Origin of the sequence: Streptomyces sp. NPDC006476, from assembly GCF_040612015.1 — a bacterium.
GTDB lineage: Bacteria > Actinomycetota > Actinomycetes > Streptomycetales > Streptomycetaceae > Streptomyces > Streptomyces griseorubiginosus_B.
This window is the reverse complement of the sequence record NZ_JBEXPK010000075.1, coordinates 1-23,595: the sequence shown is the minus strand read 5'-3', so window position 1 is coordinate 23,595 and position 23,595 is coordinate 1. Positions and strand designations below refer to the sequence as shown.

The 23,595-nt window shown below is 71.1% G+C and carries 20 protein-coding genes and 1 pseudogene; 13 read left to right on the top strand and 8 right to left on the bottom strand.

Annotated features, from left to right (window positions below):
* Positions 1-22: 22 nt before the first annotated feature.
* Both ABZZ74_RS44030 and ABZZ74_RS44025 read right to left on the bottom strand, forming a co-directional pair.
* Positions 23-733, bottom strand: coding sequence for a pyridoxamine 5'-phosphate oxidase family protein (locus tag ABZZ74_RS44030; protein WP_356949757.1), 711 nt, complete (start codon positions 731-733; stop codon positions 23-25).
* Positions 734-847: 114 nt separating this feature from the next.
* Positions 848-1,855, bottom strand: coding sequence for a hydroxyacid dehydrogenase (locus tag ABZZ74_RS44025; protein WP_356949756.1), 1,008 nt, complete (start codon positions 1,853-1,855; stop codon positions 848-850).
* A gap of 107 nt (positions 1,856-1,962) precedes the next feature.
* Here ABZZ74_RS44025 and ABZZ74_RS44020 point away from each other — a divergent pair, with 107 nt between their 5' ends.
* The 5 genes from ABZZ74_RS44020 to ABZZ74_RS44000 all read left to right on the top strand — a co-directional run bounded on the left by ABZZ74_RS44020 (position 1,963) and on the right by ABZZ74_RS44000 (position 7,297).
* Positions 1,963-3,207, top strand: coding sequence for a D-arabinono-1,4-lactone oxidase (locus tag ABZZ74_RS44020; RefSeq protein WP_356949755.1), 1,245 nt, complete (start codon positions 1,963-1,965; stop codon positions 3,205-3,207).
* Positions 3,208-3,314: 107 nt separating this feature from the next.
* A complete protein-coding gene (locus tag ABZZ74_RS44015) occupies positions 3,315-4,682 on the top strand; it encodes an MFS transporter (RefSeq protein WP_356949754.1) in 1,368 nt (455 codons plus the stop codon).
* Positions 4,679-5,686, top strand: coding sequence for an ATP-binding cassette domain-containing protein (locus tag ABZZ74_RS44010; RefSeq protein WP_356949753.1), 1,008 nt, complete (start codon positions 4,679-4,681; stop codon positions 5,684-5,686). Before ABZZ74_RS44015 ends, ABZZ74_RS44010 begins: the two co-directional genes overlap by 4 nt.
* Positions 5,687-5,688: 2 nt before the next feature.
* Positions 5,689-6,492, top strand: coding sequence for an ABC-2 family transporter protein (locus ABZZ74_RS44005; protein WP_356949752.1), 804 nt, complete (start codon positions 5,689-5,691; stop codon positions 6,490-6,492).
* Between the two features lie 4 nt (positions 6,493-6,496).
* Complete coding sequence (locus ABZZ74_RS44000; protein WP_356949751.1) at positions 6,497-7,297, top strand: ABC-2 family transporter protein; 801 nt, start codon at positions 6,497-6,499, stop codon at positions 7,295-7,297.
* 9 nt (positions 7,298-7,306) lie between these two features.
* Here the strand turns inward: ABZZ74_RS44000 and ABZZ74_RS43995 are convergent, their stop codons facing one another.
* Positions 7,307-8,563 carry an MFS transporter gene (locus ABZZ74_RS43995; RefSeq protein ID WP_356949769.1) on the bottom strand — a complete coding sequence of 419 codons (1,257 nt, stop codon included), beginning with the start codon at positions 8,561-8,563 and terminating at the stop codon, positions 7,307-7,309.
* Positions 8,564-8,664: 101 nt separating this feature from the next.
* On the opposite strand from ABZZ74_RS43995, the gene ABZZ74_RS43990 reads away from it, so the two are divergent.
* Both ABZZ74_RS43990 and ABZZ74_RS43985 read left to right on the top strand, forming a co-directional pair.
* Complete coding sequence (locus tag ABZZ74_RS43990; protein ID WP_356949750.1) at positions 8,665-9,252, top strand: WHG domain-containing protein; 588 nt, start codon at positions 8,665-8,667, stop codon at positions 9,250-9,252.
* Positions 9,245-10,063, top strand: a complete 819-nt coding sequence (locus ABZZ74_RS43985) for an alpha/beta hydrolase (RefSeq protein WP_356949749.1) — start codon at positions 9,245-9,247, stop codon at positions 10,061-10,063. The genes ABZZ74_RS43990 and ABZZ74_RS43985 overlap by 8 nt, the downstream gene beginning before the upstream one ends.
* Before the next feature lie 26 nt (positions 10,064-10,089).
* On the opposite strand, the gene ABZZ74_RS43980 is transcribed toward ABZZ74_RS43985, so the two are convergent.
* Both ABZZ74_RS43980 and ABZZ74_RS43975 read right to left on the bottom strand, forming a co-directional pair.
* Complete coding sequence (locus ABZZ74_RS43980) at positions 10,090-11,799, bottom strand: DUF2264 domain-containing protein (protein WP_356949748.1); 1,710 nt, start codon at positions 11,797-11,799, stop codon at positions 10,090-10,092.
* A gap of 182 nt (positions 11,800-11,981) precedes the next feature.
* Positions 11,982-13,028: a rhamnogalacturonan acetylesterase gene (locus ABZZ74_RS43975; protein WP_356949747.1), complete on the bottom strand. Its 1,047-nt coding sequence runs from the start codon at positions 13,026-13,028 to the stop codon at positions 11,982-11,984.
* Positions 13,029-13,228: 200 nt separating this feature from the next.
* On the opposite strand from ABZZ74_RS43975, the gene ABZZ74_RS43970 reads away from it, so the two are divergent.
* Positions 13,229-14,908 (top strand): rhamnogalacturonan lyase B N-terminal domain-containing protein, encoded by a 1,680-nt coding sequence (locus ABZZ74_RS43970; protein ID WP_356949746.1) that lies wholly within the window; start codon positions 13,229-13,231, stop codon positions 14,906-14,908.
* 2 nt (positions 14,909-14,910) lie between these two features.
* Here the strand turns inward: ABZZ74_RS43970 and ABZZ74_RS43965 are convergent, their stop codons facing one another.
* Positions 14,911-16,320 carry an RICIN domain-containing protein gene (locus ABZZ74_RS43965; RefSeq protein ID WP_356949745.1) on the bottom strand — a complete coding sequence of 470 codons (1,410 nt, stop codon included), beginning with the start codon at positions 16,318-16,320 and terminating at the stop codon, positions 14,911-14,913.
* Between the two features lies 1 nt (position 16,321).
* Entirely contained in the window at positions 16,322-17,419 is a 1,098-nt protein-coding gene (locus tag ABZZ74_RS43960) for a glycoside hydrolase family 43 protein (protein ID WP_356949744.1), read from the bottom strand.
* Positions 17,420-17,616: 197 nt separating this feature from the next.
* Here ABZZ74_RS43960 and ABZZ74_RS43955 point away from each other — a divergent pair.
* From ABZZ74_RS43955 to mmuM, 3 genes and pseudogenes are all read left to right on the top strand, one after another.
* A pseudogene (locus ABZZ74_RS43955) lies at positions 17,617-17,934 on the top strand (autotransporter); the annotation flags it as partial.
* A gap of 444 nt (positions 17,935-18,378) precedes the next feature.
* A complete protein-coding gene (locus ABZZ74_RS43950; protein ID WP_356949743.1) occupies positions 18,379-18,579 on the top strand; it encodes a hypothetical protein in 201 nt (66 codons plus the stop codon).
* Between the two features lie 94 nt (positions 18,580-18,673).
* On the top strand, positions 18,674-19,606 hold the full coding sequence (mmuM, locus tag ABZZ74_RS43945; RefSeq protein ID WP_356949742.1) for a homocysteine S-methyltransferase: 933 nt from the start codon (positions 18,674-18,676) through the stop codon (positions 19,604-19,606).
* A 220-nt stretch (positions 19,607-19,826) separates the two neighbouring features.
* On the opposite strand, the gene ABZZ74_RS43940 is transcribed toward mmuM, so the two are convergent.
* Positions 19,827-21,410 carry a carboxylesterase family protein gene (locus ABZZ74_RS43940; RefSeq protein WP_356949741.1) on the bottom strand — a complete coding sequence of 528 codons (1,584 nt, stop codon included), beginning with the start codon at positions 21,408-21,410 and terminating at the stop codon, positions 19,827-19,829.
* Positions 21,411-21,690: 280 nt separating this feature from the next.
* Between ABZZ74_RS43940 and ABZZ74_RS43935 the strand changes: the two genes are divergently transcribed.
* Positions 21,691-22,734 (top strand): substrate-binding domain-containing protein, encoded by a 1,044-nt coding sequence (locus tag ABZZ74_RS43935; protein WP_356949740.1) that lies wholly within the window; start codon positions 21,691-21,693, stop codon positions 22,732-22,734.
* 141 nt (positions 22,735-22,875) lie between these two features.
* A complete protein-coding gene (locus ABZZ74_RS43930; RefSeq protein WP_356949739.1) occupies positions 22,876-23,358 on the top strand; it encodes a carboxymuconolactone decarboxylase family protein in 483 nt (160 codons plus the stop codon).
* Positions 23,359-23,595: the final 237 nt, after the last annotated feature.

Sequence of the window (23,595 nt, the reverse complement as noted above, 5' to 3'; positions counted from 1 at the left end):
ACGGTATGCCTTCGCCCGCGCGTCAGCCGTGCCGGGTCCCCACACGGCGTGCGATGTGTCCCGGTACGGGGGTGTTCGGCGGGAGCAGCGGGTCGGGCACGGGCGCGCCCCAGACCGAGGTCAGCGGCAGGGTTCCGGCCCACAGGCCCAGCTCGGCGTCCGGTCCGTCACCGTCGTCCGGCGCACCCGTGCGGATCTTCACCGACGCCTCCTCCAGCGAGAGCGCGAGGAGGGTGGTGGCGGCGAGCTCCTTGCGGTTCGGGCCCCGGGCGTACGACCACTGGCCCGGCGCCGCGTGCTCGGTGAGCCGGTGCAGGCCCGCCCGTTTCTCCTCCGGGTCGGTGACCCTGCGGGCCACGCCGTGGATCATCGCGCTGCGGTAGTTGACGCCGTGCTCGAAGACCGAGCGGGCCAGCACCAGTCCGTCGACATGGGTGACGGTGACGCAGACGGGCGTACCGCCCGCGAGGCTGCGGCCGGCCACCGAGCCGTGGAGGTAGAGCTGTCGCTCGTCCCGGCCGTAGACGGTCGGCACGACCAGCGGCCGCCCCTCGACCACGACCCCCAGATGACAGATGAACCCGGCGTCGAGGATCGCGTCGAGATCGGCCCGCTCCAGACTCCCCTGCTCGCGCAGACGCCGGTGCTGGGTGAGGTCGGTCACGGGCAGGGTCGTGGAGAGGGCGGTGGGCTGGTCGCCGGGTACGCCGACGGGCGATGGGTCGTGGGCCATGAAGCCGCACGCTACTGATATCGCCGCGAAAACGCTACGGAGAGCTGAAAACAGCGGATGTAACGCATCACGACAACGGAATCCGCAGCAAGCGGCGTCGGTCGTGCACCCCGCTCACGCCTCCCGCTCCAGCGCCCCCGGATCGACCGCGTACTCCAGTTCCTGCCCCGCCACGAGGCGCGCCGCCTCCTGCGCCACCGTCCGGCCGAGACGGGCCACCTCGTTGCCCTGGGATCCCGCCAGGTGGGGGGTGACGAAGGCGTTGGGGAGCTCGTAGAGGGGCGAGTCGGCCGGCAGGGGCTCGGGGTCGGTGACGTCGAGGACCGCCGAGAGGCGGCCGGCGCGCAGTTCCGCGATCAGCGCGTCGTGGTCGACCAGGCCGCCGCGTGCCGTGTTGATCAGCACCGCCCCGTCGGGCATCAGCGCCAGCTCCCGCCGGCCGATCAGGTGCCGGGTCTCGGCGGTCTCGGGGGCGTGCAGCGTCACGATGTCCGAGGTGCGCAGCAGGTCGTCGAGCTGAAGCAGCGGTACGCCCAGCGCGGCGGCGCGGGCCTCGTCGACGTACGGGTCGGCGAGGCTCGCCCGCAGGTCGAAGGGGCGAAGGAGGTACAGCAGGCGGCGGCCGGTGCGGGAGGCGCCGACGACGCCGACCCGGCGGCCGTGGTTGCCGATGCCGGGTACGAACTCCCAGCCGGGAAAGGTGTGCCCGGCGCGCAGCCGGTCCCGGGCCGTGAAGGCGTCCTTCCCGGCGAGCAGGATCGCCGCGAGCGTGTACTCGGCGACCGGGATCGCGTTGGCGGCGGCCGCCGAGGAGACCGCGATGCCGCGCCGCCACACCTCGGGCGTCACGAAGCCCTTGACCGAGCCGGCCGAGTGCAGGACCGCGCGCAGCCCGGGGGCCGCGTCGAGGGCGGCGGCGTCCAGCACGGGGCAGCCCCAGCCGGTGACGAGGATCTCCGTGCGGGCGAGGACCTTCCGCACCCGGGGGCCGGCGAAGTCCTCGGCGACCAGTCCGGGGTCGATGTCCACGGACTCGTTCAGCCGTGCGAGCACCTCCGGCGGAAACACCTGCGGAACGTTCTCGGCCGTCATGGCGAACAGCGCCTGGGGACGCTCGGGCAACGAAGGGCCTTCCGGCTCGGGGACGGGCGGTGGAAACCGGTATCTACGCTAGGCGGCGGCAAATGAGAGGGTCAACGCATGGGCACTCTCCGGGAGGGACGACACAGATGACGACCACGGTCACCAACTGGGCGGGAAACATCACCTACACCGCCAAGGAGCTGCACCGCCCCTACTCGCTGGACGGGATCAGGGATCTCGTGGCGCGCAGCGCGAAGGTGCGGGTGCTGGGCAGCGGGCACTCCTTCAACGAGATCGCCGAGCCGGGCCCCGAGGGCGTCCTGCTGACGGTCGCCGACCTGCCCCCGGTGATCGACGTCGACACCACCGCCGGAACGGTACGCGTCTCGGGCGGCGTGCGGTACGCGGAACTCGCCCGGATCGTGTACGCGCACGGGCTGGCCCTGCCCAACATGGCCTCCCTGCCGCACATCTCGGTGGCCGGCTCGGTCGCCACCGGCACCCATGGCTCGGGGGTCGGCAACGGGCCGCTCGCGGCGCCCGTGCGGGAGGTGGAGATCGTCACGGCCGACGGGGCCCTGGTCACCATCGGGCGCGGCGACGACCGGTTCGAGGGTGCGGTGACCTCCCTGGGCGCGCTGGGCGTGGTCACCGCGCTCACCCTGGACCTGGAGCCGTCGTACGAGGTCGAGCAGCGCGTCTTCACCGAACTGCCGCTGGAGGGGCTGGACTTCGAGAAGGTGGCGGCGTCGGCGTACAGCGTGAGCCTGTTCACCGACTGGCGGGCGCCCGGTTTCCGGCAGGTGTGGCTCAAGCGGCGCGCCGACCAGCCGCTGTCCGACTTCCCGTGGGCCGCGCCCGCGACCGAGAAGCTGCACCCGGTGCCGGGAATGCCCGCGGTCAACTGCACCGAGCAGTCCGGGGTGCCGGGGCCCTGGCACGAGCGGCTTCCGCACTTCCGGGCCGAGTTCACGCCGAGCAGCGGCGCCGAGCTGCAGTCGGAGTACCTGCTGCCGAGGCCGTACGCCCTGGACGCGCTGCGCGCCCTGGACGCGGTCCGTGAGACGGTCGCGCCGGTGCTGCAGATCTGCGAGGTGCGCACGGTGGCCGCCGACGCGCAGTGGCTGAGCCCGGCGTACGGGCGGGACACGGTGGCGCTGCACTTCACCTGGGTCGAGGACACGGCGGCGGTACTGCCGGTGGTGCGGCGGGTGGAGGAGGCGCTGGAGGGCTTCGACGCGCGGCCGCACTGGGGGAAGGTCTTCACCGTTCCCGCGTCGGCGCTGCGTGAGCGCTACCCCCGGCTCGGCGACTTTCGGGAGCTGGCCCGCTCGCTCGATCCGCAGGGCAAGTTCGCCAACGCTTTCGTGCGGGATGTCCTGGGCGACTGACTTTATACACCCCATGTTTTAACCCGTTGCCGATTCACCTCCGTGGCCCATACTGTTGCGCGGCGCCGGGTCGACATGGCTCCAGCCAGCCCAAGGTCGGAGGTCAGGTGAGCGAGACGGTCCTGAGGACCCCCGCGCCGGGCCGCCTGTTCACCCGGCCGGCCACGGCCGCGTCCTGTGCCGGGTTCGTCCTCATCGGGATGCTCCAGGCGCTCTACGGTCCGGCCGTACCGGGCCTGCGCGCCGAGTTCGGTCTGTCCCCGGCGGGCGCGGGGCTCGGTCTGAGCCTGCACTTCACGGGGGGCGTGGCGGGTGTCCTCGCCTTCAACGCGATCCATTCCCGGATCAGCAACAGGGCTCTGCTGGCGGCGAGTTACGGCCTGATGGCGCTGGGCGCCGCGGGCTTCGCGCTCGCCCCCGGCTGGCCGTTCGCCCTGGCCGCCGCCTTTCTCGCGGGCCTCGGCTTCGGCGGTATCGACTACGGCCTCAACCAGCTCTTCGCCGTCGGTTTCGGCGACCGCTCCACGGCCATGCTGAACGTGCTCAACGCCCACTTCGGCATCGGCGCGGTGCTGGGACCGGTGGTGGTGGCGTGGCTGGGCCGGGACGCGTACACGTACGCCTTCGGGGCGTGCGCGGTGCTCGCGGCGCTGCTGGTGGTCGCGGGGTCGAGCGGCGTCCGCACTCCGGTGACCGACGCGGAACCGGCTGCGCGCACTTCGGTGCCAGGCGCGGAACCGGTTTCCCGCACTCCGGCGACCGTCGCGGAAGCGGTTTCGCGCACTTCGGTGACCGCCGGCCAACCGGTCTCCGGGACTCGGGCAACCGACCCGGAACGGGATCCCCGCACTGCGGTGACCGACGCGGAATCCGTCCACGGCACTCCGCAGACCTACGCGGAACCGGTTCCCGCGAAGGGCCGGCTCGGGCTCCCGCGCGTCCTCCTCGGCTTCCTCGCCCTCTACGTCCTCAACGTCGCCGTCGAGGCCGGTGTCGGCGGCTGGGAGCCCACCCATCTGGAGACCGTCGGCTACAGCGCGACCGTCGCCGCGTCGGCGACCTCGGTGTACTGGCTGATGATGACGGCGGGCCGCTTCCTCGTCGTCCCCGTCGCCCTGCACTACTCCCCCGAACGCATCCTCACCGTCTGCGCGGCCGGCATGACCGTGTGTCTGCTGCTGGCACCGGCAAAAGGACTGGCGCCGGTGGCGTACGCAGGTGTTGGGTTGTTCATCGCGCCGGTCTTTCCGACCGGTCTGCCCTGGCTGAACAGGGCCCTTCCCCAGGCGAGGCGCGCCGGTGCCTGGGTCATCGCCGCGTCGATGGCCGGCGGGGTGGCGGCGCCGCCCCTGCTGGGCGTGGGCATCGAGACCTGGGGCATCCATGCGGTCCCCTGGCTGCTGACCGCGCTCTCCGCCGCCTCGCTCGCGGCAACCGTACGGCTGATCCAGCTCACCCGGAGGTCCGTCGAGTGATCGGCAGCATCGAGGTCCGCTCCCTCTCCCGCTCGTTCCACACCACCGTCCGCCGGCCCGGTTTCACCGGCGCCCTCAGATCCCTCGTCAACCCGGAACGGGCCGTCAAGCACGCCGTCTCCGACATCTCCTTCGACGTGGCACCGGGCGAACTCCTCGCCCTGCTCGGCCCGAACGGCGCCGGCAAGTCCACCACCATCAAGATGCTCACCGGCATCCTCACCCCCACCTCCGGCGAGGCCCGGGTGGCGGGCGTGGTGCCGTACGAGGACCGGGAACGCAACGCCCGTAACATCGGCGCGGTGTTCGGGCAGCGCACCCAGCTGTGGTGGGACCTGCCGGTGCGGGAGTCGTTCGCAATCCTGCGCGACATCTACGAGGTGCCGGGGGCCGAACACGCGGCGCGTCTGAAGGAGTTCGACGACATCCTCGAACTGTCCTCCTTCTGGGACACCCGGGTGCGTCATCTCTCCCTGGGCCAACGGGTGCGCTGCGACCTGGCCGCGGCGCTGCTGCACGACCCGCCGGTGGTCTTCCTCGACGAGCCGACCATCGGCATGGACGTGGTGGTGAAGGAGCAGGTCCGCGAGTTCCTGCGCCACCAGGTCGAAGAGCGGGGCCGTACCGTCCTGTTGACCACGCACGACATGACGGAGGTCGAGCGGCTCGCCGAGCGGGTCGTCCTCGTCAACCACGGACGGCTGGTCCTGGACGGCACCCTCGACGAGATCCGCCGCAAGTACGGCTCGACCTGGCAGGTGCGGGCCACCCTCGCCGACGCGCACACCGACGTCGTACCGCCGCCGGGCATCGCGCTGCTGCGGCAGGAGGGCCCGCAGGTCGTGTTCGGTCCGCACGGACCCGACGCGCCCACGGTCCACCAGGCGCTCAAGGCGGTCATCGAGCGGTACGAGGTGACAGGCATCGCCATCGACGAGGCGGACCTGGAGGACGTGATGCGCGCCGCGTACGTCCACGCCGGTCCCGGCGCGGAAGGGGCCTGAAGGTGGCAGTTCTGCACGCCTGGCGCGCCGCCCGCGTCACCCCGCTCGGCGAGCTGCACGCCCCACCCCGGATGACGGCCGTGCTGGTCCGGCTGTTCGTCCAGGTGGTGCTGGTCGCCTCCCTGTGGAACGGCCTGTACGACCGCACGACGGTCTCCGCCGGGATGAGCCGCGACCAGGCCGTCACCTACGCCGTGCTGGCCGTACTCGCCTCCCGGTTGCGGGAGTTGGACCAGTACGCGGGCCGGGACACGGTCATCCAGCACATGCACTTCGGCACCATCGTCTACTGGTACCTGCGCCCGCTGTCGCCCGCCCGCTACCACGCCCTGCGCGCCCTCGGCGAGCAGGTCTACGGGGCCGCGTGGGCGCTCGCCGGATACGCGGTGTGCCTCGCCGCCGGCGTGGTGGAGCCGCCCGCATCGGCCGCCGTGGCCGGGGTGTTCGTGCTCAGCCTGCTGCTCGGGCAGCTCGTGCTGTACCACGTCATGCTCCTGCTGGACCAGATGTGCTTCTGGACCGTGCGCAACAGCGCCGCCATGCTCATCCTGATCTTCGCGCAGAACCTGATGTCCGGGGTCTACGCCCCCCTGTGGTTCTTCCCCGCGTGGTTCCGCACCCTGAGCACCTTCCTGCCCTTCCAGGCGACGCTCAACGTACCGCTGTCGCTGTACGTCGGCCGCATCGAACTGTCCGACGCGCCACTGCAGTTGGCCATCCAGGCCGGCTGGGTCGTGCTGCTCCACCTGTTCACCCGGTTCCTGTGGCGGCGGGCCGCCCGCCGGGTCATCTCCCAGGGAGGCTGAGGTCGTGAACGCCGTCAAGATCGCCTGGCGCGTCACGCGCCTCAACTTCCGCTCCCAACTCGAGTACCGCACCGAGTTCCTGCTGATGGTCGCGATCGGCGCGATCTGGCAGATGTCGGTGATCGTGTTCGCGACCGTGCTGCTGACCCGGTTCACCGGGATGGGCGGCTGGGACAGCTCCGACGTGCTGCTGATCCCGGCGACGCGGATGCTGGCGCACGGGCTGTTCGTCCTGGTCCTGGGCCGGATGCACGGCATCGGCCGGTTCATCCAGGAAGGACAGATCGACGTCTATCTACTGCGGCCCATGCCGGTCCACCGGCAGGTGCAGCTGCAGTACTTCCCCACCAACGCTATCGGCGACCTGACCGTGGCCACGGGGCTGATGGCCGGTGCCCTGTCCCGCAGCCACCTCGACTGGAACACCGGCCGCATCACGTACCTCATCGTCTGTCTCGTCGGCGGCATGCTGCTGGAGGCCGCCCTGTTCACGGCGGTGGCCGGCGCGTCCCTGCGGTTCCCCACCGCCGACTACTGGAGCCGCTGGCTGGAGGAGCTGCTGGGCACCTTCGGCAGCTACCCGCTCAACGTCCTGCCCAAGGCGGTGGGCGGCTTCCTCACCTTCGGCATCCCGCTGGCGTTCGTCGCCTACTTCCCGGCGGCCGTCCTCACCGGCCACGGCCATGAAACGGGCGTCCCGTACTGGCTGGCGGCCGCCTCCCCCCTCATCGGCGTCCTCGCCTACCTCGCGTCCCGGCTCCTGTGGCGCTGGAGCCTGAACCACTACACGGGCGTCAACGGCTGACGGCCCGCCTCAGGACGGGCGCCCCGACCGCCGCACCGGAGTGAACAGCGCCACCGCGGCGATCACGACGCACAGGCCGCCCGCCACCAACGCCACCGGGGCGGTGCCGTGCCGCTCGGCGGACCAGGTGAGGGCGGCCGCGCCGATCGGGGCGGCCGAGTAGTGCAGGGCCCAGAAGGCGGAGGTGACGCGGCCCAGCAGCGGCTCAGGGGTGACCTCCTGACGCAGGGACATGGAGCAGGTGCCCGCGATGCCGACGCACCCCAGAAACGTAGCGCTCAGGCCGGCCACCACGGCCACGTCCCGCGTCCACCCCAGGCCGGCGAACGCCAGCCCGCACACCGCCGTCGCCCCCGCCCAGGTCCACCCGAACCCGAACCGGCGGCGGATCCGGGCGACCAGCAGCGAGCCGGCGATCGTGCCGAGCGCACCGCACGCCATGACGGTGCCGACGGTGCCGTCGTCATGGCCGAGGTCGTGCTTGACGTGGTAGATGACCAGGTCGGTGAGGCCGAGGGTGAGGAAACTGAAGACGAAGAGGAGGGCGGTGAGGGAGCGCAGGGCCGGGTGCCCGTAGAGGAAGGACACTCCCGTCCGCAGGTCCCGCCACAGACCGGCCCGCCGCGCCGCCCGGTCCGCTGTGGGACCTGGACGGTCGTCCGCGGGACGCGGGGGGATCCGGACGAGGAGCAGACAGGCCGCCGAGACCCCGAAGCTGGCCGCGTCCACACCGACGGCGGAGGCGGGGCCGGCCCACGCGGCGACGAGCCCCGCGCACACCGGCCCGAGCACGCCCGCGGCGGCCGCCGTCGCGTTCAGCCGGCCATTGGCCTCGGTCAGCCGCTCGGTGGCGACCAGCCGCCGCACGACGGTCACATATCCGACGGCGAAGAACGTTCCGACGGCCTCGCACAGCGGCAGCACGCCGTACAGCAGCCAGATCCGCGGACCGGACACCCACACCACCGGGATCGAGCCGTACAGCACCATCCGTACGAGGTCACATCCGATCAGCAGCCGCCGCCGGTCGACCCGGTCCACCACGACCCCCGCGAACACCCCCGCCACCACCGCCGCGGCCCCGCCCACCGCCGTCAGCAGCCCCATCCGGGCGAGCGAGCCGGTGGCTTGCAGGACGAGCAGCGGAAGGGCGATCAGCGCGAACGAGTCGCCGAGGACAGAGAGGGTCTGGGCGGTCCAGAAGACGGCGAAGTTCCTTTGGCGGTGCTGTGTCACCCTGCCCGACCAGCGCCACGTGCTCACCATCACGCCGTCAAAATATCGTTCGTCTCAGAGGACTTAGTGCTACTAGGCTCACCCCTAGAGGTCCTAGGAAATACGGATACGGAAGTCAGGAGGTCGTACGCATGGCGCGAGCCGGTCTCACCGCCGAGCGGATCACCGCGGCCGCCGTCGATCTCGCCGACGAAGTCGGTTTCGAGAACGTGACTCTCTCCGCCCTGGCCCGGCACTTCGGGGTCAAGGACGCGAGCCTGTACTCGCACGTCAGGAATCTCCAGGATCTGCGGACGCGGATGGCGTTTCTGGCGGGCGGCGAGCTGATCGACCGCATCGCGGCCGCGGTCGCCGGGCGGGCCGGCAAGGACGCGCTGGCCGCCTTCGCGGGCGCCTACCGGGAGTTCGCGCTGGAGCGGCCCGGCCGCTACGCGGCCACACAGATCCGTATCGACCAGTCCCTCGTCGCCGACTCCCCCGCGCTGCGCCGCACCGCCGAGATCACCTACGGCATGCTCCGCGCCTACGGTCTCGACGAACCCGACCTCACCGACGCCGTACGCCTGCTGCGCAGCACCTTCCACGGCTACTGCGCCCTGGAGGCCACTGGCGGCTTCGGCGCCCCACGCGACGTACAGCGGTCCTGGGACAAGGCCGTGGACGCCCTCCACATCGCACTTCGGCACTGGCCGAGGGAAGGACGGCACGACGATGACTGAGCCGCACCACGACGTACGGGGCAGCGGACCCGTGCTGCTGATCATCCCCGGTGGCGCCGGGCACCCCATGGGCCTCGATCCGCTGACCGACGCGCTCGCCGAACACTTCGCCGTCGTGACGAACGACCCCCTCGGCCTCGCCCATGGACGGCTCGGGGAGCCGGTGGAGGACCAGCGGGTCGAGGAGTGGAGCGACGGAGCGCACCGGGTCCTCGAAGCGGTCCTGCCCGAAGGCGAGTCGGCGTACGTCCTCGGCACCAGCTCCGGCGGCATCGTGGCCCTCGACCTGCTCGCCCGCCGTCCGGAACGGCTGCGGCACGTCGTAGCCCACGAGCCGCCGTGCGTCGGGGTACTGCCCGACGGCCCCCGGCACCAGGACACGTTCCGGACGGTGTACGACACTTACCGCGCCGCAGGCCTGCAGGCGGCGGCGACACGGCTGAACGCCGCGCTGACGGGACAGGAACCGTCGCCGGATCCAGTCGACGGCCAACCCTTGTCCAGGGACGAGGAGTTGAGAAACCCCATGGCCCTCTTCCTCGCTCACGTCCTGCGCCAGTTCAGCTCCTACCCGCCCGACCTGGCCGCCCTCACCGACTCCCGCAGCCGTCTCACCCTTGCCGCCGGTTCCGACTCGCGGGGCCAACTCCTCTTTCGGACGGCCGAGTTCCTCGCCGACCGCACCGGCAGCCGCTTCGTCGCGTACCCCGGCGGTCACGTCGGCGCCACCCAACACCCCGCCGAGTTCGCCGAACGGCTCGTCCGGACGCTCACCCGGCTCGACGACCGCAGTGCGCCGCTGCCCGGTTAGCCCCTGTCACTGCCTCGTCCAAGGCCTCATCCCGCCGGCCGAGGCTCCTGGACGACGACCCCGCTCCCCGCGTCGTCGAACAGGACCCGCAGGTCGGGCCCGTCGTTCCACCGCACGGCCAACTCCCTTGCCCCGTAGGCCTCCACGGACACCGTCTCCCCCAACGGCACAGGATCCGCCTGCCCCGTGAGCCGTGCCAGCGCCACGAAGAGTGTGTCCTCGTCGTCGGTGATCCCGGTGAGCGCGTCCGACAGGCCGACGGCCGGGAGGAGTTCGGCCCGCAGGCCTTCCCGTTCCGCCGTCCACCCCGTCACCCGGACCGGCGTTCCCGGTCCCGCGCCGGTGACTCTGAACGTCCGCACCTCCACGGCCCCGCGCACCAGCACCACACTGGTGACCCGGGCACCCGCACCGGCGAGATGCCGCGACGCCGCCCATCCGTCGCCCACGCCCAGCGGCTCGATCTCCGTGCGGCCCGGGTCGTCGCCGACGATCACGCTGTTGTCGTACGACGAGGAGGGCGCCGTCGCCGTCGAGTAGGCGAGGCGCGTGTAGTACGGGTCGTAGCGGACGTCCTCGCTGCCGTGGTTGTGAAGGTGCACCAGGCCGTCCGAAGCGGTCGACTGCACAAGCCAGTTGGGCGGGGCGATCGGTGTCGTCGCGTCCGCGCGCTCGGCGGGTCCCGGTTCCTCCGTCGCCGTCCACACCGGGTGGTCGGGCGGCAGGAGGAGGCCGAGGAAGCCCTTGCCGGCCCAGTAGGGCGAGGCGGGGCCCGAATAGCCTTGCAGGACGGCCGGGTCGGGTCCGTGCCAGCCGAGGGTGAGGAGTCCTCGGTCGTCCACGGCTCCCCGCTCCAGGAAGTACTTCAGGGCGCCCGAGGCGAGCCTGCGCGTCTCCCCCGGGGCGAGGGGCGTACGGTCCGTCAGCGCGCCGAGCCACAGAGGTGCCGTGGTGGCGAAACGGTAGGTCAGGGAACGCCCCTGGTGCATCGGCGCGCCGTCGCCACCGAAGAGACGGGCGTAGTCCTCCAGATGGCGCGAGAGCCTGCCGCCGTAGAGGTCGAGCAGACGCTCGTCGTCGGCGAGCCACGCGTGCAGCACCGGGTAGAGGTGCATCGCCCAGCCGTTGTAGTAGTCGAACTTGCGGCCGTCGCCGTCGGTGTACCAGCCGTCTCCGAGGTACCACGCCTCGATGCGTTCCAGGCCGCGGTCGATCGCCTTGCGGGAGGCTGCCGTCTCGTAACCGATCTCGTCGAGGAATCCGCCCACCGTCACGGGAAACAGTTCCCAGTTGCACGGCCACGCCTCGGCGGTCAGCGCGTCGCCGAGCCAGACCGCCGCCCGCTGTCGCACCCCGTCGTCCAGCCGGTCCCACAGCAACGGGCGGGTCAGGCGTAGGGCGAGGGCGATGGAAGCGGCCTCGACCAGAGGCTGGCCGCGGTCCTCGATGCGGGGCCAGACGCCCGCGGTGCCGGCCGCGAGGCCTTCCGCGTACCGCTGGAGGGCGCTCTCGTCGCGGCGGAAGGCCGCGAGGAGGAGCGTACGGGCATACCCCTCGAGGCCGTCGGAGAGTCGGCCCGACCAGCTCTGGCGGTCGCCGGGGAGGTGGTAGAGCGCGCCGCCCTCGGCCGCGTACGGCTCGACGGCGGCGAGCAGGGCGTCGGCGGCCGCCTCCCAGTGTGCTCGGGTGTAACCGGTGCGCGGGCTCAGGGTCACGTCGGCGGAGGGCAGGTGCATCGGCTCCCTTTCAGGGAATTGCGGAAACGACCCGGCTCGGGGAAGCGACCTTGCTCCGGGAAGCGACCCTGCCCGGGGAAACAACGGAAGCACGGCTTGGGAAGCAACGCGGATCACGCCGTCCGGATCATCCGGAGGGGAGACCTGGGGCGCCCCGGTTCCGGTCGAGACGCCCCAGGCGTTCATCCCACCCGCACCAGGCCCTTCGGCACCAGGTGCTGGGCGAGAAGTCCGTCACGGACAAGACCCGCGTACACCGTCGCACCGTGCACGGAGGTGTGGGTGTTGTCCTTCTTCTCGTTGTAGAGGTAGATCGCTTTGGAGCCCTCGACACCCAGGGACTCCACCAGCGCCTTCGTCCTCGCGGTCAGATCGATCAACGGTACGTGCTTGCCGGCCGCCACCGACCGGATGACCGCGGGGTGGTCCACACCGAGACCATTTACCAGCAGCGCTGTGTTGTTGTTCAAGGTGCCGTCCGCATTGAACCACCGCCGCACGATCGGCGTCACCAGGACCGGCTTTCCGCCCTTTTCCCGCACCCCGGCCACGAGGGTCTCCAGGTTGGCCCGGTAGGTCGCCTCGTCGGTCGTCTTGTCGTTGTGCGCCAGCTGGATCAGTACCAGGTCACCGGGGCGGATCAGGGGCCGCACCGTCCCCCACAGCTGCGGGTTCCCCAGGTACGTGACCGTACTCTCGCCGGAATCCGCGTAGTTGGCCACCGACACGCCCTTGCGGAGGAACTGCGGGAGCTGCTGGCCCCAGCCGGAGTACGGGTCGGCGGGCTGGTCGCAGACCGTGGAGTCGCCGACGAGGAGGATCTGGCGGGTGTGCCGGGCCGCCGGGGTGACGCGGATGCCCGCCAGGGCGGGGGCCGAGCCCCCAAGGGCCAGGTCCAGGCCGGGAGTTCCGTCCGGGCCGGTCGGCTCGCCCTCTGGCGTACGGACATTCACGGTGAAGCTGCGGGCCACGCGCTCGCCGGCCGCGGCGGGCGTCTCGGGGAGCAGGGAGCGGCGTGTCTCGCCGCTGACTCCGGTGCTGGACGCGGCCTCGCCGCCGAGCAGGACGGTCACGTCGTAGGTGCCGGGCGGCACGTCGAAGTGGCAGGCCGTGGCGGTGCAGTGATCCAGACCGAGGGGCTTTGTCGCCTCGTGCGCCTGGGCCGGCGTGGCGGTCAGTCCGGCGCCGAGGGTCAGCGCCGCGAGCACGGTCAGCTTGAAACGTCTCATTCGCGAATCCCTCCGGGGAACGACCGGAACGACAGAGCCTGGCCGCTGGACCGTACCGCCACCGGCAAGCGCTTTCTAGTCCTCAACCCGATTTCACAAGACTCCCAACCTCCGTCGAGCGAAAGCCCTTTCGCGAAATCGATTCAACTGTCACCCTGCCAAGCACTCGCACCCCCACCGCTCATGAAGGAGGCACCCCCATGACCGAAACCGCGAACAGACCGGTCGGCCGCCGCACCTTCGTCCTCGGCACCGCGGCCGCCGCGGGCACCGCCGCCCTCGCCGGTCCGCTCGCCGGCTCCGCGTCCGCCGCCGGCTTCGGCTGGAGCGACGACGGCTCCCACTACGTCGTCGACACCGGCGCGAGCCTCGCCTTCAAGGTCAGCAAGACCAACGGCGACCTGACCTCGCTGGTCTACAAGGGCACGGAGTACCAGGGGTACGGCGGCAAGAACTCCCACGTCGAATCCGGCCTCGGCACCTCGACGGTGACGATCGGTCAGTCCGGCTCGACAATCCTGATCTCGGTCACCTACGGCACGCTCAAGCACTACTACGCGGCCCGCAGCGGCGAGAACAACGTCTATCTGTGGACCAACAAGGCCGACGACTCGGTTTCCGCCACCCGTTACATCGTGCGCGTCAAAGCCGGGATGTTCCTCAACGACGAACCCGACAGCTACACGTACACGACGAGCACCGTCGAAGCCTCGGACGTCTTCGCCAAGTCCGACGGCCAGACCCGCTCCAAGCACTACTCCAAGCTGCGGGTCATCGACTACGACTACATCGGCTGGACGACGGGAAGCGTCGGCCTGTACGTGGTCCGCTCCAACCACGAGAAGGCGTCCGGCGGCCCCTTCTACCGCTCCCTGCTGCGCCACCAGAGCGCCGACGGCGGCGGCCTCTACGAGATCCTCTACTACGGCGAGAACCAGACGGAGTCCCAGCGTTTCGGCCTCCAGGGCCCCTACGTCATCGCCTTCACGGACGGCGGCGCGCCCTCGTCGTCGCTGTACCACGCCAACATCAGCACCGCCTGGGCGGATTCGCTCGGCATCTCCGGGTACGTCCCTGCGAGCGGACGCGGAAGGGTCGCCGGCGTCGGGATCACCGGACGCGACACGGCGTACCCGTACACGGTCGGCCTCGCCAACTCGGCCGCGCAGTACTGGGGTTCGGCGCGCTCCTCCGACGGATACTTCTCCCTTCCGGGTGTGCTGCCGGGGACGTACACGCTGACCGTCTTCAAGGGCGAACTGGCCGTCCACACCGGTTCGGTGGCGGTCTCGGCGGGCGGTACGACCACGCTCAACACCATCGCCGTCCCGTCCTCCAACGACCCGAGCAACGCGAGCGCGATCTGGCGCATCGGCGACTGGAACGGCTCGCCGAGCGGGTTCAAGAACGCCGACCTGATGACGTACGCGCATCCGTCCGACGTCCGCGCCGCCCCCTGGACCGGCAACGTGGTGATCGGCAGCGGCAGTGAGATGTCCGCCTTCCCCTGCTATCTCTGGAAGGACGTCAACAGCGGCATCATCGTGTACTTCAAGCTGACCGCCGCCCAGGCCGCCGCGGCTCACACCCTGCGGATCGGGGTGACGACGGCCTACGCCAACGGCCGGCCGCAGGTCGTCGTCAACGACACCTGGACCTCCGCCGTCCCCTCGCCGCCCGCCCAGCCGAGCACCCGGTCGCTGACCGTGGGCTCCTACCGTGGCAACAACCACACGTTCACCTACAGCGTGCCGGCGTCCGCCTGGCTGACGGACACCAGCGCCTACAACACGCTGAAGATCTACGTGGCGAGCGGCTCGGGGTCGACCTCCTATCTGAGCGCGGGCACGTCGATCGACGCGATCGACCTGCTGATCTGACGTCAGGTGCCGCGCGTCCACTGCTGGTTGGTGCCTCCGTTGCAGGTGTACGTGATGATCGCGGCGGAGTTGGCGGTGGACGCGCCGGACACGTCCAGGCACTCTCCACTGGCGCGGGCCTTGATGTTGACGTAGGAGCCCGAGGTGACGACCGACCACTGCTGGGCGGTGGCGCCGGTGCAGTTCTCCTGGGTGACACTGGAGGCGTTCTCCTGCAGGCACAGGGAGCTGCCGCGGCCCATCAGCTCGTAGTAACCGGTCCCGAGGTCCTTGAACCACCACTTCTGGTTGGTACCGCCGTTGCAGGTGTACTGGCTGATCGCGACGCCCTGCCACAGGGACTGGTTCGCCACGTCCGCGCACTTGCCGCTGTGCCGGGCGACAAGTGTGTTGTACGTGGCGCTCGTCCCGCTGATCGTGCCGGCGGCGGTGTCGACGGTGACCTCGGGGTACCAGGACAGGGACATCGAGGTGGAGGTGGGGAAGGTCAGCGGCAGCCAGACGTAGCGGGAGTCGTTGACCGTGCCGCCGAAGGAGTTGCCCCACCGGTCGCCCATGTAGAGGTACGAGGTGCCCGCGGTGCCGGTGACCGTCAGGACGTAGGCGGTCTGGGAGTTGTAGGCCGTGGAGTCGCCGACGTTGGTCCAGGAGGTCCAGGGGCCGGAGAGGCTGGTGGCGGTGGCGTACTGCTGCTGGTTGGCGCTCCAGCCGGTCGCGCCCGAGGTCAGCATGAAGTAGACGCCGCCCCGTTTGAACAGGGCCGGGGCCTCGCGGTGACCCCCGGGCCAGGGGTTGGCGACCAGGCCGGCGATGGCCGTGTAGTCGGCGGTGAGCCGGTAGATGTGCAGGTCGTAGTTCTCGTTGGCCGCCGAGACCATGTAGGCGGTTCCGTCGGTGTCGACGAACGTCGTGATGTCACGGGACATGTACTGGCCTAGCGGCTGGAAACTGCCCTGGTAGGTGTAGTTCCCGTCGACGGTGTCGGAGACGGCGACGGCGGCACGCGCCTCGCTGTAGTCGACGCCGTTCTCCTTGTGCATCCACATCACGAACGTGCCGGTGGAGGCGTTGTAGATGACTTTCGGGCGCTCGATGTAGGCGGTGCCCAGTTCGCTGGCGGAGGACTGGGTCAGGACGTGGTTTCTGAACTCCCAGTTCTTCAGGTCGGTCGAGCGGTAGGCGTCCACGTACCGGAAGGTGTTGTCGGCGTTGCGGTCCTCACCGAACCAGTAGAAGTAGGAGCCGACCTTGATGACGCCGCCGCCGTGGGCGTGGACGACGGCGCCCGAAGTGTCGGTGAACTGGGTGCCGTTGGTGATCGTCTGGGCGGCCGCCTGGGCGGGACCGGCGGTGGCGAGGGCGCCGAACAGGCCCAGGCACAGGGCGAGCAGGACCGCGTACGCACGTCTCATCTCACGCACTCTCCTTCACGGAGTCGGCGGCCGTGTCGGCCACGGGGATGCCGAAGTGGGGGGTGCCGTCCGGGTTCCAGTCGAGCTGCTGGATCCGGGTGTGGCGGTTGGGGTCGTTCAGGGGATCGCCGGTGATCTCCTTGTACTGGCGCGCGTGGTAGACGAGCACGTCGCTGCGGCCGTCCTCGGCGACCGTGAAGCAGTTGTGGCCGGGGCCGTACTGCTTCGTCGTGTCGTTGCTGGTGAAGACCGGGACCGGGGACTTGGACCAGTTCGCGGGGTCCATGAGGTCGGCGTGTGCGTCGGCCGTCAGCAGGCCCATGCAGTAGTGGTGGTCGGTGGCGGACGCCGAGTAGGACACGAAGAGCCGGCCGTTGCGGGCGAGGACGGCCGGGCCCTCGTTGACCTTGTAGCCGACGCACTCCCAGTCGAACTCCGGTGTGGACAGCCTGACTTGGGGCCCTGTCAGGGTCCAGGGGTTCGCCATCCGGGACAGCCACAGGGCGGTGTTGTTGTCCATGCCGGGCTCGTGCTGGGCCCAGAGGAGATAGCGCGTTCCGCGGTGGCTGAAGGTGGTGGCGTCGAGGGAGAAGGTTTCCCAGGCCGTTCTCACCTGGCCCTTCTCGACCCAGGTTCCCTGGAACGGATCGGGATCGGCGTTCTCCAGGACCCAGATGCGGATGTCCCAGACGCTTTCGGCGGGCGCGGAGGCGAAGTAGACGTACCACTTGCCGCCGATGCGGTGGATCTCCGGCGCCCAGATGTGCGCGCCCATCACACCGGTGGCGTGCCTGGTCCAGATGACCGACTCGGCGGCCGTCGCGAGCCCGTCGAGGGTGCGGGAACGGCGCAGGACGATCCGGTCGTACTCCGGGACCGTCGCGGTGAAGTAGTAGAAGCCGTCGGCGTGGCGGTGGATGTACGGGTCGGCGCGCTGCCGGACGAGCGGGTTCACGAACGGGGCGGCCTTCCCGTTCGGCGCGGCGGTGGCCGGGGTGGGGGTCGCCGCGAGGGCGCCCGCGGCCAGGGCGGCTCCCTTCAGCATCAGTCGGCGGGTGGGGGGATGGGGGCCTGCGAGCAGGTCGTCATCGCGGCTCATACGCGGCTTGCCTCTCGGGGGTGTTCGAGGTGTTCGAGATGTCAAACAACATCTGTCATGACGAACGCCGAAAAGGTAAGGGTGTGCAACGAGGAGGTCAACGGGTCTGACGCGACGGACAGGAAGCGCTTTCGACACGGTCCGCCAGAGCGCCGATTTTCTGATATCGCCACTCCGCCCCGCGCGTCTCCACTCGTGTGCACAGCCATACTCACAAGACAGCAGCAGCCGCCGGAGCGCTGGTGGCGATCGCCGCCCTGCTCTCCACGGCGGGCCCCGCCTCGGCCGCCGGAACCCGCGATGTCACCGCCGACGTCCTCGCCGACCGGGAGGTCACCCTCACCGGCGACACGGTGGTCACCGTCCCGTCCGGGACGACGACGTACGACGGCGTGTTCCGCGGCGAGGGCACGCTCACCGTGCGCGGCGACGGGACGCTGGTCCTCACCAGGGACAGCGACTTCACACTCCCCCGGTCACGGCAACGGCAGGTCGTGCGGACCCCGGGCGGCGACGGCAACGACGTCGTCCTGTCCGCCGTGAGCTCCCCCGGGCATTCGCCCGCGGTCCGCTCCGGCGGTCCGTCCGATGCGTCGGTGGTCTCCCGTCCTCGCCCCGCCAACACCGCGAGCAGCGGGCTGGGTTGGTGGCCGTACACGCTGGCGGTCGGGCTGCTCATGGGGCTCGTGCTGCCCGCGGTGCAGGGGCGTGGGGGCCGGCGGACGGGCGGCATGCGGCGCAGAATCAGGCGTGCGCAGGCCGCGGGCCGCCGGAGTCACCGGAGTCGCCCGAGCCGTTCGCCGCGGCTCCTTGCGGCGTGAAGCTCACCGTCCCTCGGAGCCTCTGCCCATCCCGGGCGGGGAACAAGAGCACGGGCCTCCGCTGCCCATTCCGCGAGGAGAGCGCGCGTCAACCGGCGCTCCCGATACCGGAGTTCGGCAGACACCCTGCGCGGACGCTTGGGCGAGCAGGTCGGAGGCAGGCAACTCCGTCGGCGCGGGGCGGAGGCGGGAGTCGCCTCGGACGGCAGGGACGACTCGGGCGCGGCGGACGAGGACGGCTCGGACGGCTGGGGCGGTTGGGACAGCTCGCCGGCCTCGGCCGGGCTGGTGGCAGGCATGGCCGTTCCAGGGGTGGAGCGGGGACGGGGAGGACTGTGATCGTAACCCGGCATCCCACATGATGGGCATTCTGTTCATTGAGTGGACACAATCGGGTGTGGGTTCCGGCTCCGCCTCGACTACCGTCAAGGGCATGACCAGCGACACCACCCTCGCCGCGGCCCTCGCCGCCGGCCCCGTCGTGCTCGACGGCGGCATGTCCAACCAGCTCGAGTCCGCCGGGCACGACCTGAGCGACGAGCTGTGGTCGGCCCGGCTGCTCGCGGAGCGGCCCGAGGCCATCACCGAGGCGCATCTCGCCTACTTCGAGGCCGGCGCGGACGTGGCCATCACCTCCAGCTACCAGGCCACCTTCGAGGGCTTCGCCAAGCGCGGCATCGACCAGCAGCGAGCGGCCGAACTCATCGCACTGAGTGTGGAGTTGGCCCGCGAGGCGGCCCGGCAGGCACAGGCGAAGGGAGTGACGCGGCCGCTGTGGGTCGCCGCTTCCGCGGGACCGTACGGGGCGATGCTGGCGGACGGTTCCGAGTATCGGGGGCGGTACGGGCTGAGCGTGGCCGAGCTGGAGGCCTTCCACCGGCCCCGGCTGGAGGTGCTCGCCGGGGCCCGCCCCGATGTGCTCGCACTGGAAACGCTTCCGGACGCGGACGAGGCACGGGCACTGGTACGAGCGGTACGGGGGCTGGGGGTGCCGGCCTGGCTGTCGTACACCGTGGACGGCGACCGAACCCGCGCCGGGCAGTCGTTGGAGGAGGCGTTCGCCCTGGCGGCCGAGGCGGAGGAGATCGTCGCGGTGGGGGTGAACTGCTGCGCGCCCGGCGACGTCGACGGCGCGGTCGAGATCGCCGCCCGGGTCACCGGCAAGCCCGTCGTCGTCTATCCCAACAGCGGGGAGGCGTGGGATGCCGAGTCCCGGTCGTGGAAGGGGCGGTCGACCTTCACACCGCAGGAGGTCGCGGGGTGGCAGGCGTCCGGGGCGCGGCTGATCGGCGGATGCTGCCGGGTGGGGCCGGAGGCCATCGCCGGGATCGCCGGGGCGTTGAGCGGCGCCGACGGGCATCTCTAGCCGGTCTCCAGCCGGCCACGCACGTCGTCGTACGGGACTCGGTGGCACCCCGCGTGCCTCGTTGCGGCGCCGGGGCGTGATCCAGGGGCGCCTGCGAGGGTGCCGGGCGCCGGCGACATCTGTCGGATTCGGCGCCGCAGCGCCGTGGCGCGCCCTACCGGCGTAGCGCCGGCGGTGCGCTCAAAACGGTCTCGCGGCGCCCCCGCACCAGGCCGACGCGTCAGTGTCGCCGTGCGGCGGCCGAGCGGCGCAGGCGGCGGACCGCCGAGCGCAGTTCCACGGTGCGCAGAGGCACGCCGTCGGACGCGCCCGCGGTCACGGGCTCCGGGGGCACGGGCTCGGCGGCCGCCCACAGGGCGAGCTCGGCGTCGCGCGGGCCGAGGGTGGTGCGCGGCTCGCCCGCGTCGAAGATCCGTACCGGATGGGTGGCGTCCCAGCGCTGCCAGCCCGGGTCGCCGTCCGTCGCGAAGCGCACCCACGCGCCGTGCATCGCGTCGGCCAGCTCCTGCGGCGCGTCCTCGCCCGCCAGCTTGCGCGATTCGGGCACGTCGCCGCTGTCGAAGACGAAACCGAGCTCCAGCGCGTGGCAGGAACCGAGGCCGGGGAGGTTGGAGGGCCAGGCGAACTCGTAGACGTACGACGCCTCGGAGCGGGCGTCGGCCAGGTGGTGCATCGGGATGCGCAGCAGGTGGTCGGTGACGATCTGGCCGACTATCTCGGCGGTGCCGGCCTCCGGGTGGAGGGCGCGGTAGCCGCGGGGCACCTCGGTGCCGCAGTGGCAGCGGGCCATGGCGCCGGCGAGCGCGACGGCGCCGAGCCGGTCGACGCGTTCCAGCAGCCCTCCGGGGACGAGCCAGAGGCGGTACTCCTCGCTGGTCCAGCCCAGCATCAGGTCGACGCCCCGTGCCGCGCCGCCGTCGACGAGCGCCTCCAGGGGGTCGCACGGTACGAGGTCGCCGTCGACGACGATGCCGAAGGAGGGGCCGCCGAGCACCGGGCTGCTCAGTTTGCCGACCTCGGCCTGGGTGCGCAGCAGCAGGTCACGGTCGACCTCGGCGAAGGCGGCCGCGGTGGCGGGGATCTTCAGCCGGGTGGCCATGCGGCGCACCATCCGCCGCACCTTGTCCCGCTCGAACGCCTCGGGCGGCCCGCTCTGCAGGACCGCCCGGCGTACCAGCCCCTGTGCCTGCGGGGCGGCGAGAAGGGCGCCGATGCTGATCGCCCCCGCGGACTGGCCTGCCAGGGTGATGCGGTCGGGGTCACCGCCGAAAGCCGCGATCGACTCGTGCACCCACCTGAGGGCGGCGAGCTGGTCGCGCAGGCCGGGGTTGGCGGGGGTGTCCGGGAACAGGCCGTAGCCCTCGACTCCCAGTCGGTAGTTCACCGAGACGAGGACGACTCCGTCGCGTGCGAAGGTACGGCCGTCGTAGACCGGCACGGCGGAGGAACCCCTGGTCAGAGCGCCGCCATGCAGCCAGACCAGCACCGGGAGCCGGGCACCCGGGCCGGGCTCGGGGGTCCACACGTTGAGGTTGAGGCAGTCGTCGCCCGGCACGACGGGGTCGGACAGGTACTTCTCGAAGGCCTCGGAGTACGGCGGTTTCGGCGGGGTGGGCCCGAAGGCGCCGGCGTCCCGCACCCCGTCCCACGGCTCGGGCGGGACGGGTGGGCGGAACCGGTGCGGGCCGAAGGGCGGCGAGGCGTAGGGGATGCCGCGGAACACCGCGATCCCGTGCTCGTACCGGCCGCGGACCGCTCCGTAGGGAGTGCCGACCACGGGATGTTCCTGGACTGCTGCCGTCATGGGCCCACCAGCCTCCTCACCGCGCTACTGCACCGGCAACAACAGAGCACCACAGAATGCGGTGATATTCCGGCGCAGAGCGCTGTTCGGCGGCTGCTCCGGTAACGCTCAGAAGCCGTCGTTACGTTCGAAGTTTCGAAAGTCCGGGGCCGAAGAGACCTTGCGAAGTCCTGCCTCTTCCCGTGCTCACCCGGCGAACCTAGGGTAGGAAGCGCTTACTGCTTTTCGCATTGGTCGAAACTTTCCATGGCCCTCGGGCGGGCCGGAGAGGTGGTCCCCGATGGTCCGTACCGGGAGTGCGAGCGTGGCCGCCGGTCCGACACTGGCCGTGGTGGCGCGCGAGGCGGGGGTGTCCGTGCCGACGGCTTCCAAGGTGGTCAACGGCCGGGAGGACGTGGCACCGGAGACACGCCGCCGGGTGACCGAGGCGCTGGACCGGCTCGGCTATGTCCGCAGACCCCGTTTCGACGCGGCGAAGGTACCGGGCCTGATCGACCTCGTCGTGCACTCGCTGGACAGTCCCTCGTCGGGCGCGGTGCTGCACGGCGTGGAGGCCGCGGCGCACGACGCCGGGCTGGAGGTCGTGGTCTCGGCGGGGCTCACCCGGACTCGGAGCGGGCGCCCGGAGCGGGGCTGGCTGGACAAGCTCGTCGCGCGCGGCTCGTCCGGGGTCCTGTTCAACCTGACCGAACTGACGCCGTCCCAGTACGCCTGGCTGGACCAGCACCGCATCCCGTACGTGCTGATCGACCCGGTGCTCGAACCGCCCGCGGGTGTGGTGTCGGTGGGCGCGGCGAACTGGCAGGGTGGCGTGACGGCGACCGAGCACCTGCTCTCCCTCGGCCATGAGCGGATCGGCGTGATCGCCGGTCAGCAGCGCAAGATGTGCGGCAGCGCCCGGGTGGCCGGCTACCGCTCCGCGCTCGCGTCGGCCGGGGTGCGCCACCGTCCCGAGTACGTCCGGCACGCCGGTTTCGACGAGGCGGTCGCGCACCGCCGCATGCTCGACCTGCTCGACCTGCGCGAGCCGCCGACGGCGGTGTTCGTCTGCTCGGACCGGATGGCGCTGGGCGTGTACGGCGCGCTCGCCGAGCGCGGACTGCGGGTGCCGGACGACATCAGCGTGGTCGGCTTCGACGATCTCCCCGAGTCCCGATGGGCCAGCCCCGCCCTCACCACCGTCCGCCAACCGCTGGCGGAGATGGCGGCGACGGCCCTGCACCTGCTGGTCCGCATGATGGAGGGCGACCGCCCGGAGAGCACCCGTACGGAACTGTCGACACGGCTGGTGGAACGGGCCAGCACGGCGGGGCCGCGCGGCTGACGGGTGGCGCCAGGGGGCGGTGGTATGTGACATAGCACCGCCTCCCGAGCGAGAGACGCACGTCACACTTCCCGCTGTCACACCGAACCGCCCCACCCCGTCAAGGAGGTGTAACCACCGAAACGGCAGAGGGAGTTCATCGTGGAAGCTCGCTTGAACCTGCAGAGCCTGTTCAACGACCCGGTCGCCGGCAAGGTCCTCAGGAGTCTCAACGCGGCAGGCAAGGCGCTGTCGGAGTCGACGCTGCCGGCCTCGACCCAGGAGCTGGTCAAGCTGCGCGCCAGCCAGATCAACGGCTGCGCGTTCTGCACCGACATGCACTCCAAGGACGCGGCCGCGGCGGGTGAGACCGCGCAGCGCCTCCACCTGGTGGCGGTCTGGCGGGAGGCGAAGGTCTTCACCGAGGCCGAGCGCGCCGCCCTGGAACTCGTCGAGCAGGGCACCCGGATCGCGGACGCGGCGGGCGGAGTCACGGACGAGGCCTGGGCGAACGCCGCCAAGCACTACGACGAGGACCAGCTGGCCGCCCTGGTGTCGGTCATCGCCCTCATCAACGCCTACAACCGGCTGAACGTCATCGTCCAGCAGCCGGCCGGCGACTACGAGCCCGGCATGTTCGGCTGACGCGCGCCGGGGCTCGCGGGGGCCGCCGTGCACGGGGAGCGCACGGCGCACGGCGGCACTCCTGCGGGTTCGGACCGTACCCCTGCGGGTTCGGGCTGTACGCCGTGGGTTGGTGGGACGCGGCGTGACGAGCCCGGCGCTGCTAGGCGCTGTTTCTCGGATCATGTGCGGAGCCAGACGATGAGTGCTGCGAGGGTGACTGTGCCGAGGTAGGTGTAGGCCCGTTTCTCGTAGCGT